The 13778-nt window shown below is 65.5% G+C and carries 14 protein-coding genes; 3 read left to right on the top strand and 11 right to left on the bottom strand.

All coding sequences use genetic code 11. The features are described 5' to 3' along the window. Window positions 1–286: 286 nt before the first annotated feature. Window positions 287–1195, top strand: a complete 909-nt coding sequence (locus ACEQZD_RS09300; RefSeq protein ID WP_370185105.1) for a complex I NDUFA9 subunit family protein — start codon at window positions 287–289, stop codon at window positions 1193–1195. A 9-nt stretch (window positions 1196–1204) separates the two neighbouring features. Here ACEQZD_RS09300 and ACEQZD_RS09305 read toward each other — a convergent pair whose 3' ends face one another. Both ACEQZD_RS09305 and ACEQZD_RS09310 read right to left on the bottom strand, forming a co-directional pair. Next, window positions 1205–2821, bottom strand: coding sequence for a glucan biosynthesis protein (locus ACEQZD_RS09305; protein WP_194854810.1), 1617 nt, complete (start codon window positions 2819–2821; stop codon window positions 1205–1207). Window positions 2822–2889: 68 nt separating this feature from the next. Beyond that, complete coding sequence (locus tag ACEQZD_RS09310; protein WP_335628142.1) at window positions 2890–4062, bottom strand: YbfB/YjiJ family MFS transporter; 1173 nt, start codon at window positions 4060–4062, stop codon at window positions 2890–2892. 107 nt (window positions 4063–4169) lie between these two features. On the opposite strand from ACEQZD_RS09310, the gene ACEQZD_RS09315 reads away from it, so the two are divergent. Beyond that, the gene (locus ACEQZD_RS09315) at window positions 4170–5066 is read left to right on the top strand and encodes a LysR family transcriptional regulator (protein WP_370185108.1); all 897 of its coding nucleotides are present in this window, start codon (window positions 4170–4172) and stop codon (window positions 5064–5066) included. Window positions 5067–5161: 95 nt separating this feature from the next. Here ACEQZD_RS09315 and ACEQZD_RS09320 read toward each other — a convergent pair whose 3' ends face one another. Further along, window positions 5162–5650, bottom strand: a complete 489-nt coding sequence (locus tag ACEQZD_RS09320) for a peptidylprolyl isomerase (RefSeq protein WP_142947553.1) — start codon at window positions 5648–5650, stop codon at window positions 5162–5164. A 244-nt stretch (window positions 5651–5894) separates the two neighbouring features. On the opposite strand from ACEQZD_RS09320, the gene can reads away from it, so the two are divergent. Then, a complete protein-coding gene (gene can, locus ACEQZD_RS09325) occupies window positions 5895–6533 on the top strand; it encodes a carbonate dehydratase (protein ID WP_142947552.1) in 639 nt (212 codons plus the stop codon). 6 nt (window positions 6534–6539) lie between these two features. Here the strand turns inward: can and ACEQZD_RS09330 are convergent, their stop codons facing one another. The 8 genes from ACEQZD_RS09330 to ACEQZD_RS09365 all read right to left on the bottom strand — a co-directional run. Further along, a complete protein-coding gene (locus ACEQZD_RS09330; protein WP_142947551.1) occupies window positions 6540–7106 on the bottom strand; it encodes a cytochrome c in 567 nt (188 codons plus the stop codon). A 94-nt stretch (window positions 7107–7200) separates the two neighbouring features. Further along, a complete protein-coding gene (locus ACEQZD_RS09335) occupies window positions 7201–7917 on the bottom strand; it encodes a copper resistance protein B (protein WP_142947550.1) in 717 nt (238 codons plus the stop codon). Then, entirely contained in the window at window positions 7914–9818 is a 1905-nt protein-coding gene (locus ACEQZD_RS09340; RefSeq protein WP_370185111.1) for a copper resistance system multicopper oxidase, read from the bottom strand. The genes ACEQZD_RS09335 and ACEQZD_RS09340 overlap by 4 nt, the downstream gene beginning before the upstream one ends. Window positions 9819–9868: 50 nt before the next feature. After that, window positions 9869–10240, bottom strand: coding sequence for a hypothetical protein (locus ACEQZD_RS09345; RefSeq protein ID WP_142947548.1), 372 nt, complete (start codon window positions 10238–10240; stop codon window positions 9869–9871). Window positions 10241–10297: 57 nt separating this feature from the next. Next, window positions 10298–11080, bottom strand: coding sequence for an SDR family NAD(P)-dependent oxidoreductase (locus ACEQZD_RS09350; RefSeq protein ID WP_142947547.1), 783 nt, complete (start codon window positions 11078–11080; stop codon window positions 10298–10300). Window positions 11081–11152: 72 nt separating this feature from the next. Further along, a complete protein-coding gene (locus tag ACEQZD_RS09355; protein ID WP_370185113.1) occupies window positions 11153–11854 on the bottom strand; it encodes a hypothetical protein in 702 nt (233 codons plus the stop codon). After that, complete coding sequence (locus ACEQZD_RS09360) at window positions 11844–13301, bottom strand: sensor histidine kinase (RefSeq protein WP_138773371.1); 1458 nt, start codon at window positions 13299–13301, stop codon at window positions 11844–11846. Before ACEQZD_RS09360 ends, ACEQZD_RS09355 begins: the two co-directional genes overlap by 11 nt. Window positions 13302–13306: 5 nt before the next feature. Further along, the coding region (locus tag ACEQZD_RS09365; protein WP_370185115.1) for a response regulator at window positions 13307–13778 on the bottom strand (472 nt) is incomplete at its 5' end.

Raw genomic sequence — 13778 nt, forward strand, 5'->3', positions numbered from 1 at the left:
CGCAGAAACGCCAGCGTGTGGCCGAGCAGCGGCAAGCCGTAATCCCCCGGGATATGGCTCAGGTCGCGCTGTGGCATTTTTGGTAGTTGCGCCGCTCTTTCCTGGGCGCTGTCCATGGAACCCATAATTATTTCCCGTTTAAAAACCGCATTACCGGCAATGTACTGCGGTCCCGGTAAGCGGCGCCAGACGCTGTTGGCAGGTGTCAATCGCCACTGTCCGGCCGGGTAGGGGGGCGTTGAATACGGGCTGGCCCGGGCCGGGGCCGCTTCTCTAGGATGGGGGCATGACAGACGACCTAATCACGGTGTTCGGCGGCAGCGGCTTTCTTGGTCAGGACGTCATCCGGGTGCTGCTTGCCCGAGGCCATACCGTCCGCTTGGTGGCCAGGCACCCGCAGCGGCCCCGTTTCGACCGGGACCAGGAAAAGCGGCTGCAACGCCGCGCCGCCGACATCCGGGACCCGGCGGCGGTGCGCGACGCCGTGGCCGGCAGCCGCGTGGTGATCAATGCGGTGTCCCTGTATACGCAACGCGGCGACCTGACCTTCGAGGCGATCCATGTGCGCGGCGCCGCCGGGCTGGCCGCCGCCGCCCGTGAGGCCGGCGTTGCCCGGTTGCTGCAGGTGTCCGGTATCGGCGCCACCCTGAACTCGCCGTCGCCGTACATTCGCGCCCGGGCACGGGGCGAAGCGGCGGTGCTCGACGCCTTTCCCGACGCCGTGATGGTGCGGCCCGCCTCGCTGTTCGGCGCCGGGGACGCGCTGATCCGCTCCCTGGCGATGCTCAGCCGCGCCCCGGTGATTCCGTTGTTCGGGCGTGGCCTGACGCGGTTGCAGCCGGTCTGGGTGGAGGACGTGGCCGGGGCGCTGGCACGGCTGGCGGACCACACCGCGCCGGCGGCGGGGCTCTATGAGCTGGGCGGCGCCGAGACGCTCCGGTACCGGGCGCTGGTGGCCGCCGTGTGCCGTCATCTGGGGCGCCGCCGGGTGCGGCTGGCGGTGCCCTTCGTGCTCTGGCATCTGCTGGCGATGGGGTTGTCGCGGCTGCCGTCGCCACCCCTGACGCGGGACCAGCTCTGGCTGATGGCCAAGGACAACGTGGCCTCCCGGGAGGCGGACGGCTTCGCCGCCCTGGGCATGCGGCCACGGGGTGTCCGCGAGGCCTTGCCGGTCTGCCTGGGGCCGCCCCGCTAGACGTCGCGCTTAAAGGTGCGTCGGGTTGTGCAGGTCGCGCTGGTCCATGGGCGGTGGCGACCACTGATAAATCCAGGTTTCGGTGAGCGGCTCGCCGTTGTCCTTGCGCTTGAGATAGAGGCGCAGGTTGATCGGTGTGGTGTCGTCTTCCGGCGGCACCACGTCGAACATGGCCCGGTAGCCGTTGATGGCGTGCAGCGGCCGTGCCGAGGTGATCTCCACGCGGCCGGACGAGTGCTCGATCACCGGCACCACTTCCACGTCGCCGGCCAGGCCGTCGATGGGCCCGCCCAGGAAGTCCACCGCGAACCGCCAGCTGAAGTATTCCCGGGTCTGCCCGACCACGCCGCCGAGGCCGGTGCGGGTGGCCACACAGCGCGCCAGTGACGGCCGCGGCGCGCGGCCGGTCCAGGACAGGCGGTAGGCGAACAGGGCTTCCTCGCCGGGCTGTACCGGCTTGTCCGGGTTCCAGAACGCGACAATGTTGTCGAAGGTTTCGTCCAGGGTGGGGATCTCCACCAGCTGGATGCTGCCCTTGCCCCAGTCGCCCCGGGGTTCCACCCACAGGCTGGGGCGGCGTTCGTAGAACACGCCGTCGTCCTGGTAGTGATCGAAATTTCGGTCGCGCTGCAGCAGCCCGAAGCCGCGCGGATTGTGGTCGGCGAAGGCGTTGAAGCGCAGCTGGGGCGGGTTGACCAGCGGCCGCCAGATCCACTCGCCGCCGCCGGTGTGTATCGCCAGGCCGTCGGAGTCATGAATTTCCGGGCGCCAGTCCCAGGCCACCCGGCGGCTGTTTTCGCCCACCTGGTACATGCTGGTGAGCGGCGCCACCCCCAGCCGCTCGATCGGCTTGCGCGGGTAGAGGGCGGCGTCCACGTCCATGATCACGTCCCCGGACACCCGTCCGATGATAAAGCGGTAGGCGCCGGTGACGCTGGGCGAATCGAGGAAGGCGTAGACGATCACCTGGTCGGCGTCCGCCGGGCGTTCGAACCAGAAATGGGTGAATTCCGGAAACTCTTCCGGCTCCGACATGGCGGTGTTCACCGCCAGGCCCCGTGCCGACAGACCGAACTGCAGCGACGCGCTGGTGGCGCGGAAATAACTGGCGCCGAGAAAGGCGGCGATGTCCCGTTCCCAGTCGCTGTGGTGCAGCAGCCGGAAGCCGGCGAAACCCAGCCCCTCGGGCAGCGACGAGGTGTCCAGATCGGTGTGGCTGAAGTCGAACAGGTCGGTGCGGTAGGGAATCGGCCGGGCCCGGCCGTCCACCACTTCGTGCATCTTCACCGGGGTGTGGAAATTGAGGCCGAGATGGAAGAACTGCATGCGGAAGGCGGCGTCCCGGTCGTCCGCCCACAGCGCCTCATCATCGCGATACTGAATGCCCTGGTACTGGTCCCAGGACAGGTCGTCGATGGCCGGCGGGAGGTCCAGGCGGTGGCTGTGGTAGCGCTGCCCGGCGAAATGCCGCGCCATGCCTTTCAGCCAGGCGTAGCTGAACGGTTCGCCGGAGCCTTCGCCGTGGGCGCCGGCGGGCTGGCTGAGCACCCGCGCCAGGGCCGGCGCCGCCGGCAGCAGGGCGCCGCCGAACAACCCCAGGGCCTTCAATACTGAACGTCGATCCATGTCGTCCTCTCCACTGTTTTCGTCGCCGTTGCGGCGTTCCGCTGTGCGAATAGAACGCCGGAGCGCGGCTAAGTTCCAGCCCGGCGGGCCAGAAACCCGGAACAGAACACTACCAGAGCGGCGCACAAGAGCACCGTGCCGCCGATCTCGAAAATCAGCGGGCCGCCGTTGGGGTGGGCGTACAGGGTGGCCATGGCGTAGGCGGCGCCGGCCTGGCCGACGGCGAACAGCGCGGTGGCGCGGCCCCAGGCGTGGGTGGCCCGGTGCGCCGGCACCAGCTCGGCCACCCGGCCCATGGTGCCGGCCACCATGGCCGGAATCATGGCGCCGACCACGAACGAGGACAGCGTCACCACCGCCAGGCCGGGCAGCAGCATCGGCAGCATCACCGCCAGCCCCTTGCAGGAGAGCGCGCCGATCAGGGTCCAGTGCCAGCCCAGGCGCCGGGCGGCGGCGCCGGCCAGGAACGGGCCGCTGATCGCGCCGAAGGCGAACACCGCCCACTGGCCGGCGGCGGCCCAGGTGCCGAATTCCCGGTAGCGTTCCAGGTAATCGACCCAGAACACCGTATGCGGCACGAAGCCCACCGCGTCCATCAGGTAGGCGGCGTACAACATGATCAGCAGAATGCCGGCGCCGTTACCGTTGGCGGGGGCCTCCGCCACGGTGGGCATGGCCGGCCAGGCCCGCCACACCAGCAGGGTGGGCACCACGCAGGCCGCCGCCAGACCCACCCAGGCCAGCGCCAGCCCCTGGGTGATCAGCAGCGGCACCAGGGTGGCGGAGAACAGCACCCCCAGGCCGACGCCGGCGAAGATCCAGGTGGTGCCGCGCTTGCGCATGGACTCCGGCAACTGGGAGGCGATCAGCGACGGCGCGATCACCATCAGAAAGGCGCCGGTGACCCCGGCCACGAAACGCCACAGGCTGAACCACCACACCGGCGCCGCCCAGGCGCTGGCCAGGAAACCCAGGCCCACCAGCAGCACCGACGCCTTGATCACCCGGGTGGGGCCGAACCAGCGGCTGACGCGGCTCGCCAGCACCGCCCCCACCAGATAGCCGAGCAGGTTGGCGGCGCCCACATAGCCGGCGTCCGCCTCGTTCAGCCAGCCGGCCGCGATCACGCCCGGCAGCAGGGCGGCGTAGGCGAAACGCCCCAGGCCGATGCCCACCAGAGTGGCGGAGCCGGCCATCAGCACCAGACGGCCGGGCGACAGAGAGGGATTGGGCGGTGTCATGCAAGCTCCAGCGGATCGAATCAGCGACCCAGTTAACCAGAGCACTTTTATCACTGGAAATGATTTTTTAAGATACTCTGTATCGAAAAATGTGAAGAGCTCTGGCCATGTTGATCCGCTCCCTGGAAATCTTTCGCGCCGTGGTCGATACCGGCAGCTTCAGCGCCGCCGCCGAGCGCCTGCACACCGTGCAGTCCAACGTTACCGCCCACATCAAAAAGCTGGAAACGGAACTCGATGCCCGTCTTTTGGAGCGGCGCACGCCGGTGGTGCCGACCCCCGCCGGCCGCCAGCTGCTGAGCTACGCGCGGCGTATCGTGGCGCTCCACGACGACGCCGTGGCGCGCTTCCACCCGCAGGCGGAACCCGCCGGCGAGTTGCGTCTGGGCAGTATGGAGACCACCGCCGCGGTGCACCTGCCGGGCCTGTTATCCACCTTCAGCCGGCGCTGGCCGCACCTGGCCGTGCATCTGCGCACCGGCACTTCCTCGGCGTTGATCGAGGCGGTACGCGCCGGGCAGCTGGACGCCGCTTTCGTGGCCGGCGAAAAAGTCGGAGAAGACGTGCTGCTGCGGCCGGTGTTCGAGGAGCGGCTGGTGCTGGTCAGCAACCGCCCGCTGGACGCCATGCCCGACCGCGCCACGCTGGCGCAGACGGCGTTCCTGGCGTTCCGTCAGGGCTGCGGGTATCGGCACAGCATTGAGAAACTGTTCGCCGAGCAGCGGGTGCCGGCGCCGCGTATCCACGAATTCGGCAGTCTGGACGCCATCGTCGGCTGCGTCGCCGCGGGCATGGGGCTGGCGTTGCTGCCCGAGTCCACCGTGCGCCAGTACCGTCAACGCTTTGAGCTGCACACCCTGACGCTGCCTGCCTCGTTCGCTGACGTGACCACGCAACTGGCGACCTTGCCCCGGCCCAGTTGGAGCCGTGCTCTGGAGGTGTTCATGGAGGGGATGGGGGAACTTGAAAAGGAACGGGCGCCGGTACAGGCGGCGGTTTCCTAGCTCCGGACTTTCTACGGAGCGGGCTTGTGGGAGCTTGCCAGGCTCGCTCCCACAACAAGCCCCACCCGCGAGAGCGGGTGGGGCTTCGGTCGTGCTTAGTGCTCGTGGCCTTCGGGCCCGTGCACGTGGCCGTGCTCTTTCTCTTCGTCGGAAGCTTCGCGTACTTCGGTCACTTCCACGTCGAAGTTGAGGGTCTCACCGGCCAGCGGGTGGTTGCCGTCCACGGTGACCTGATCGCCTTCCACCTCGGTGATGGTGAAGATGCGCTGGCCCGCTTCGGTCTGCGCCTGGAACTGCATGCCCGGCTTCAGCTCGCCACCGGCGCCTTCAAAGGCGGACGTGGGGACTTGCTGGATCAGGCCTTCGTGGCGTTCGCCGTAGCCTTCTTCCGGGGTCACGGTAACTTCCAGCTTGTCGCCGGCCTGCTTGCCCACGAGCGCCTTTTCCAGGCCGGGGATGATGTTGCCGTGGCCGTGGAGGTAGTTCAGCGGTTCTTCACGCTGGCGCGAAGAGTCGATGGTCTGGCCCGCTTCGTTGGTCAGGGTGTAGTGGAAAGCCACTACGGTGTTCTCTGCGATTTGCATTGGGCGCCCTTTTGGGGTTGATGAATGTCCGACGCTGGGCGTCTCGGATGCCCGTAATGGTAACAGCCCCGTCGAGGGCTTGACCAACGCGGCGGCGGCCGTGGGCCGTGGCAACTGGCGCGAAATGACCGGCCGGGGCCGTAATGCTAAGGTTTTGAAAGACTTTTACCGTTGCACGGCGGCGCCGTTGCGGCATCATAGACGGCGCCTTGAATGGGCGGATTCCGATACAGGGAGCGCAACCGTGAAGACCCTTCCAGAACTTTTTGCCAACAATGACGAGTGGCGTCACCGGACCGAACAGAACCAACCTGGCTTCTTCAAACAGCTGGAGGGCCAGCAAAGCCCCCGTTTTCTATGGATCGGCTGTGCCGATTCCCGGGTGCCCGCCAACCAGATCGTCGGCCTGATGCCCGGCGAACTGTTCGTGCACCGCAACGTGGCCAACCTGGTCAATCACACCGACCTCAACCTGCTGTCCGTGCTGCAGTTCGCCGTGGATGTGCTCAAGGTGGAGCACATCATGGTGGTCGGCCATTACGGCTGCGGCGGCGTGCGTGCCGCCACCGAGGATCAACCCCACGGGCTGATCGACAACTGGCTGCGCCAGGTGCGCGAGCTTTACCTGCGCAACCGCAAGGCCCTGGCCGAACTGCCGGACGACGGTGCCCGCCTGGATCGCATGTGCGAGCTGAACGTGGCCCGCCAGGTGATCAACGTGGCCAACACCACCGTGGTCCAGGAAGCTTGGCGCCGCGAGCAGCCGCTGAGTATCCACGGCTGGATCTACTCCATCGCCAACGGCAAGCTCAGCGACCTGGACCTGGGTGTGAACAACAACCCGGAGCTGCGCACCCTGGAAGCGGACAGCTACAACGGTTGACCGGCGTTAATGCGCGTGCCCGCTGCCTCCGTGGTTGTGCCCGTGCCCTGACGGCGTTGTCGCGTGCTCGCCGTCACCGCCGGTCAGGTTAGCCCATTGCGATTCGGACATGTCCGGCAGGACATGCAATAGCGCCACGATGTCCCAGAGTGTCTCGTCGTCGTGGCTGGGGCCCCAGGCCGGCATGCCGCTCATTTTAATGCCGTGTTTGATCGTCCAGAATGCGCGGCGCGGGTCATGGATGCCGTGATCGGTCAGGTCCGGTGGTTGTGGATAGAGCCCGTCGCGCATGGCGCCGCTGCCTTGGCCCGGCGCCAGGTGGCAGCCGACGCACATGGCTTGGTATTGTTCCGCGCCCGCAGCCACGCGAGCGGGGTCGGAGAGGTCCCCGGGGACCGTTATGTCCTCCGCCCGGGCATCCACCGAGCGATGGCGGGCATAGCCGATCAACGCCTCGGTGGCCGACCAGTGCGGCTCATCGGCCGCGAAATTGTAGGCGCCGCTGACAACAAACACGCCCGCGCCCAACAGCAACAGGGCCACCAGCACCGACCACGCTTTTAATGTTTTCATAAACGCTCCTCGGATGTGCATTTGCGGTAATGTCTTGTGGTGAAAGGGTGCGCCGCCGAGCATCCGTTAATCGGGGCTCGACGGCGCCCGAGGGCTAGAACCAGAAGCGAACACCGGCCACCAGCGTGGTCTCGGAAACGTCGTCTCCAGCGCCACGGGTTTTGGCGGCGGTATCACCGAACTGCCGTTCCCAGTTCACGCCGATATAGGGCGCGAACTCGCGGCGGATCTCGTAGCGCAGTCGCAGACCGGCTTCGATGTCCGTGAGACCTTCGCCGATGCCGAGTTCTTCATCTTCCTTGCCGTAAAAGTTGGCTTCCACCGCCGGCACCAGGATCAGCTTCTGGGTAAACAGAATTTCGTATTCCGCCTCCAACCTCAGGTTGGTGAGTCCTTCCTCACCGACGAACAGGGTGGCCTCGCTTTCGAACAGATAGGGCGCCAGCCCTTGAACCCCGAAACTGGCCCAGTCCCGGTTCGGATCGTCCGGCTGCCAGTCCCGGCGGGCGCCGAGCTGCCAGTCCCAGAACGGTGCGAAGGCTCGGTTCCAGGCAACCCGGGTCTCGAAGCCTTCGGTTTCGCCGCCGTTGTCCATCAGGCGTTCGCCTTCGGTGCTGAGATAGAGCTTGTTCAGGTCGCCGCCGTACCAGGCGGCGGCTTCCCAGGCGGCCACGGTGCCTTCATCGGCGTCGCGGGCTTCGAACTCATCGACGATCACACGGCTGAACGCCGGCTCGTGCTTGTCCACCGCCTGAACCAAGGGTGACAGTGCTAGCAAAGCAGCGGCGGTTATCAGATGTGTCTGTTTCATGACCGTGCCTCCTTCGTCGTTGCGTTGTCGACCACGCGCACCTCGCGGAACATGCCGGCCTCCATGTGGTAAAGCAGATGACAGTGGTAGGCCCAGCGTCCGGTGGCATCGGCGCGCACCAGGTAGCTGAGTTTCTCGCCGGGTTTCACGGTGATGGTGTGCTTGCGCAGCAGTCGCCCGCCGCCCAGTTCCAGGTCGCTCCACAGGCCGTGCAGGTGAATCGGGTGGGTCATCATGGTGTCGTTGACCAGGGTGATGCGCGCCCGCTCGCCGTGGTAAAGCTCCAGGGGTACGGAGTCGGCGAACTTGATGCCGTTGAAGCTCCACATATAACGGCTCATGTTGCCGGTCAGGTGCAAGACGATCTCGCGGTCCGGCGTCAGGCTGTCCGGCGGGCCGCCGGCGGTCTCCATGTCCGCGTAGGTGAGGACCTTCCAGTCGCGTTCGCGCAGGCCGATGCCGGGATCGTCGAGCATTGCCGCCGGCGCCATGGCGCGCATGTCCACGCCCGGCCCGTATTCGGAATCCAGATGCTGGACGGCGCTGGTGCGCGGCGCCAGATCCGGGTTATCCGCCACGAACGCGAACGGCACCTTGTGGTCGCCGTCGTGCTGCATGCCTTTATGCTGCATCCCGGCATGTTTCATACCACCGTGACCCATGTCGTCGTGCTGCATGCCCTTCATGGCGCCATGGTCCATCTTGCCGTGATCCATCGCACCGTGGTTCATGCCTTCCATGTCGCCATGGTTCATGCCGGCCATGCCGCCCATACCCATTTCGGTGTGCCCCAACAGCGGCGGCGGGTCCATCTCCGGCACGGCCGCGCTCATGGCCGGGTCGGGGGTGAGGGTGCCGCGCGCGAAGCCGGAGCGGTCGATGCTTTGCGCGAACACGGTGAACGCTTGCTTTTTCTCGGGGGTGACGATCACATCGATGGTTTCCGCCACGCCCAGCCGGCATTCATGGAAGCGCACCGGTTTCACCGGCTGCCCGTCCATAGCCACCACGGTCATATCCAGGCCGGGGATGCGAATATCGAAGAACGTCATGGCGCTGGCGTTGACGAAGCGCAGCTTCACTCGTTCGCCGGGTTTGAACAGACCGGTCCAGTTGGCGTTCGGGCTGCGACCGTTAAGCAGGTAGGTATAGGTATAGCCGGTGACGTCGGCGAGGTCGCTCTGGCTCATGCGCATGGTGTTCCACATGTGCCGGTCCTTGAGCGTTTGCACCACGCCTTTTTCACGGAAGTCGCGCAGCGTGTCGAAGATCGTGCGCTCGTTGAAGTTGTAGTAGTGGCTGAGCTTTTTAAGGGTGGCGTAGATTTGCTCGGGTTTTTCGTCGCTCCAGTCGGACAGCACCATCACGTAGTCCCGATCCACCGGTTCCGGGTCCGCCTCGGCGGGATCAATGACGATAGCGCCGTAGACCCCGCTTTGCTCCTGGAAACGGGAATGGCTGTGATACCAGTAGGTGCCGTTTTGTTTGATCGGAAAGCGGTAAGTGAAGGTCTCGCCGGGCGCGATGCCGTCGAACGACAGCCCGGGCACGCCGTCCATCTGAAAGGGCAGCAGCAGCCCGTGCCAGTGGATGGAGCTGGTTTCCGGCAAGTAGTTGGTGACGTTAAGCGTTACGGTGTCGCCTTCCCGCCAGCGCAGGGTGGGCGCAGGCAGGCTGCCGTTGACCAGCGTGGCCGGGCGCGTGGTGCCGGTGAGATTCACATCGGCACCGCCGATCGCCAGGTTGAACGTGTTGCCGCTAAGCGTGGCGGCGCCGGTCTGGCCCTGGCTGGCGAGCCGTTTGGCGGGGCTCATGCCGAGCCCGCCGATGCCGAGAGCGCCGGTGCCCAGGGCCAGACCCTGGACGAAGCGACGACGCCCCATAAGAGGTGAAGTGGTCATGTCACGACTCCTGAATAGAAAGAGGTGCGCCCACGGGCGCATGGAACCTTTTAAATCGGGAGTAGTGCGGACGGTGGCCGCCAGGGGGAGGCGTGGAAGCCGGCGAGCCGCTCGCCGGCGCGGGCGATGTGACGCCTGGGGGTGACCAGGGGCGGTCGCGCCGGCGCCAGGCTGGCCGGCATGCCGTTGGCCTGGCAGGCCTGGGTGCAAGAGCAGGGCGCGCTATCGTGGGCGTTGCCCTGGCAATGGATCTGAACGCTGGCACTTCCGGCTTGCGCGCCCGCGCACGGCATTTCACTGGTGGTGCCGTGTGCCGGCCCCGCCATTACGTGGGCCGCCTGTACCGGCGACCACAGCAGCCCGCCCGCCAGCCAGAGCAGCAGAATCAGAAAACCAGGGCGGGACCGCAGTGATGAATTCATAGTAGAACTATAAAACCCCGGGGCAGCCCCGGGGTCAAGTTAAAGCGGTGGGAGGAGTTAGCGGCGCACGCCGCTGGCATTGAGGTGGCTGCCGCCGTCCACCAGGATCGCTTCGCCGGTGGTCAGGTCGCCGCCGATCACCAGCCCCAGCACCGCCTGGGCCACGGTTTCCGGGGAGGCGGCGTCGTTCAGGGCGGCGCCGGCCTTGGTCTTGGCCAGCAGGTTGGCGTAAGCCTCCTTGCCCAGCCCTTTCTCCAGCCATTCGCCCTGCACGAAGCCCGGGCAGATGGCGTTGACGCGGATCTCCGGGCCCAGCACCCGGGCCAGGGATTTGGTCATCGTCAGCAGGGCGCCCTTGGAGGCGGCGTAGGCGATCGAGCTGCCCACCCCGGCGAGGCCGGCGATGGAGGCCATGTTGATGACCTGGGCGGTGCCCGCCTGGCGCAGCGCTTTCTCGGCGGCGCGGGTCATCTGGTAGGGCCCCACGGTGTTCACCGCGTAGAGGTGCAGGAAATCGTCCTTGCTCAGGCCATCCAGGTCCTGGTGGGCGCAGAACTTGGTGGTGCCGGCGTTGTTGACCAGCACGTCCAGGCGGCCGAACTCCGCCAGGGTCGCTTCCACCAGGGTCTGGCACTGGGTGTCGTCGGACACGTCCGCCTGCTGAACCAGGGTGCGGACGCCGAACGCCTCGCAATCCTTGGCCACGGCGCGGGCGCCCTCTTCGTTACGGCTGTAATTGATCACCACGTGGCAGCCCTGCTCCGCGAACAGACGGGCGGTGGCGGCGCCGATGCCGGAAGACGAACCGGTGATCAGAGCCACGGCGTTTTTTAGTTTCATGTTGATAGTCCCGAGACAAACGAAAAAGAAAATCGACGTTAACACGCTGGCCGCTAAAAGCGCATCGGGTTCCTAGGAGGCCGGGCCGGCGGCCTGGCGGAACAGCCCGGCCAGGTCGTCGAGCTGCTCGTGCAGTTCGCCGTTCACTTCCTTGGTCAGCACGTGCAGCAGGATCATCGCGTTGATCGGCGCGTCGGAGCCGTCCGGGTGACGGAAGCGGCCGACGAAACAGCGATTCAGTTCCCCCAGATTGCGGTAGGCCCGGTCCATATCCTCCAGGTTCAGCGGCAGCTCGGGGTTGTCCCGTTTCGCCAGGTAGCGCTGCAGCAGAAAGAAGCCGGCGGCGCGCGTCAGGGTTTCCGTTTCCGTGCTCACCGGCAGATGGAACAGGGCCATGGGCCGCAGGAAGCGGGTGTGCGGGCAGTCGCTGAGTGCGCACACCAGCCCGAACAGGGAGCTGAGCGCCCGCTGCGCCGTGGTATCCAGCAGGTATTCCCGCTCCCGGGTGGCGACGCGCAGATGAATGGGGTCGAAGGAGTGACCCAATTGTTGTTCGGGGAGCAGCCACGCCAGGTTGCGGGCGATCGGACAATAGCGGTGTTCGTCGCGGCTCAGCGGGCAGTGCGAGCACTGGCAGTGTTCCAGCAGGGCCCAGTCCGGGGGCACGAAATCCGGGTCCACGGCCAGGCCGTGGCTCTCCGGTTCCTGGTGCAACTTGATGTGGGTTACCTGCCCGTCGGTGTCGGTCAGCTGGTAGTGGATATCAGGCTGCATGGGCACGCTTCTTTTCCGCCAGCGGCAGGCGGATGTCGATGCGGGTACCCTCGCCGGGCGCGCTGGTGGCGGTGAGGGTGCCGCCGTGGCGTTGAATAATGTCCTGGGAGATGGACAGCCCTAGGCCGGTGCCCTGGCCGATCGGTTTGGTGGTGAAGAACGGCTCGAAGATCTGTTCCAGCTGGGCCGCGTCCATGCCCGGGCCGTTGTCGGTCACCGACAGGCAATACGACTGCTCGTCGCTGTGCGCTTCGATGCGGATCTCGCCATCCTGCTCCACCGCCTGGGCGGCGTTGACCAGAATGTTCATCAGCACTTGAGAGAGCTGACTCTCCGAACCGTTCACCGGCGGCAGATCCGGCGGCAGGTGGGTGGTCACCCGCACGCGCTCCAGTTCGTGGCGTGCCAGGTTCATGGACGTGGCCACGCAGCGGGACAGATCCACCGGCTGATAGCGTTCCTGCTCGTTATGGGAAAAGTGCTTCAGGTCGCGGATGATTTTCTTGATCCGGTCGATGCCTTCGCTGGTTTCGCGCATCAGGTGGGGATGATCGTTAAGAATCATTTCCAGCGAATCCATATTCAGGCGCAATGACTGTTCCGCCTGCAGAAATTGTTCAAAGCGTTCCGGGCTGATACGGCGGCGCAGCCCGGCGATCACCTTCGACAGGGTGGTCAGGTACTGCTCGCTGCGGCGCAGGTTGGCGGAGACGAAGGCAATCGGGTTATTGATTTCGTGGGCGATGCCCGCGGAAATCGTGCCCAGGGAGGCCATTTTTTCCGAATGCAGCAGCATCGACTCCACCTGGTTGATCTTATCGTCCTTGTCGCGCACCGCCTGGATCAGTTCACTGTTCTGCGCCTTGATCTGGGTGATGTCGGTGCCGAAATAAATATAGCCGTCGTCCTCATCGGTGATGTACGACAACGGGAAAATAAACATATTCACCCAGTACAGCTCACCGTCCTCGCCCCGGCCGCACACCTCGCCGCTCCAGACGCCGCGGCGCGCCTGCTCGCAGCGCATGAAATGCGCGCTCAGCTCAGGGCGGTCCTTGGGGTGGTGCATGCTTTCGTGCTGGCCGATCAACTGCCGGAAGGAAAAACCGCTGAGTGACAGAAAGCGGTCGTTGGCGAAGGTAATGATGCCTTTTTCGTTGGTGGTCATTACACAGTATTCATCGATGATCCGCGCCAGCGGACCGAGCACCCGTTTGTTGAGTTTGTACTCGTCCGCGTTCACTTCGATCAACCGCAGTTTGCGGCCGAAGGCGCTCTGGCTCAGCGAGGCGAATTCCGACAACCTGGCTTCCACGTTCATGGAGGCCCGGTAGGTTTTGTACATGAAGAAAATGATGATCAGCAGGATCACCGTGGAGGACATCAGAAACAGCCCCTGGCTCCCCAGCCCGGCAAACGGCCCCTGTAACGATGTAAATAGATCCATGCGGGTTACTCCCCGTCGTAACCCATGCTTCTGAGGGCTTCGCGCTGGTCGCGAACGGTCTGCGCGAGAATTTTATTTTCCACCAGGATATCGCGGAATTTCAGACCCTCCTCGACACTTTCCAGCAACTGGTCGTCGTCCCAGGGTTTGGGCACGAAGCGGAAGGCGCCGGCCTGGTTGATGGCGGACATCAGGGTGTCGATATCGATCACGCCGGTGAGCAGGATACGGATGGTATCCGGCTGCATGGTCCGCAACTCCTGCAGCATCTCAATGCCGTCCATGTCCGGCATCCGGTAATCGGTGATCACCGCGTCGAACACGGTGGTGCGGGCGCGCCGTAACGCGGTGGCGGCGTCCGTGTAGGTTTCCACTTCCCAGTCCGGCCGCGTCGCCAGAACCCGGTTCAGCGCCTTGAGAATATAATCTTCGTCGTCGACAACCATGATGCGGTACATGGTGATCTCCCCTTGCCCC

Source organism: Alloalcanivorax sp. (assembly GCF_964221125.1).
Taxonomy (GTDB): Bacteria; Pseudomonadota; Gammaproteobacteria; order Pseudomonadales; family Alcanivoracaceae; genus Alloalcanivorax; species Alloalcanivorax venustensis.

Bases quoted from the DNA above. Each gene is read 5' to 3' on its own strand.
- ACEQZD_RS09350 (WP_142947547.1), bottom strand. From the start codon at position 11,080: ATGAAACTAAAAAACGCCGTGGCTCTGATCACCGGTTCGTCTTCCGGC.
- ACEQZD_RS09355 (WP_370185113.1), bottom strand. From the start codon at position 11,854: ATGCAGCCTGATATCCACTACCAGCTGACCGACACCGACGGGCAGGTA.
- ACEQZD_RS09305 (WP_194854810.1), bottom strand. From the start codon at position 2,821: ATGGATCGACGTTCAGTATTGAAGGCCCTGGGGTTGTTCGGCGGCGCC.
- ACEQZD_RS09300 (WP_370185105.1), top strand. From the start codon at position 287: ATGACAGACGACCTAATCACGGTGTTCGGCGGCAGCGGCTTTCTTGGT.
- ACEQZD_RS09360 (WP_138773371.1), bottom strand. From the start codon at position 13,301: ATGGATCTATTTACATCGTTACAGGGGCCGTTTGCCGGGCTGGGGAGC.
- ACEQZD_RS09320 (WP_142947553.1), bottom strand. From the start codon at position 5,650: ATGCAAATCGCAGAGAACACCGTAGTGGCTTTCCACTACACCCTGACC.
- ACEQZD_RS09335 (WP_142947550.1), bottom strand. From the start codon at position 7,917: ATGAAACAGACACATCTGATAACCGCCGCTGCTTTGCTAGCACTGTCA.
- ACEQZD_RS09315 (WP_370185108.1), top strand. From the start codon at position 4,170: ATGTTGATCCGCTCCCTGGAAATCTTTCGCGCCGTGGTCGATACCGGC.
- ACEQZD_RS09310 (WP_335628142.1), bottom strand. From the start codon at position 4,062: ATGACACCGCCCAATCCCTCTCTGTCGCCCGGCCGTCTGGTGCTGATG.
- ACEQZD_RS09345 (WP_142947548.1), bottom strand. From the start codon at position 10,240: ATGAATTCATCACTGCGGTCCCGCCCTGGTTTTCTGATTCTGCTGCTC.
- ACEQZD_RS09330 (WP_142947551.1), bottom strand. From the start codon at position 7,106: ATGAAAACATTAAAAGCGTGGTCGGTGCTGGTGGCCCTGTTGCTGTTG.
- ACEQZD_RS09340 (WP_370185111.1), bottom strand. From the start codon at position 9,818: ATGACCACTTCACCTCTTATGGGGCGTCGTCGCTTCGTCCAGGGTCTG.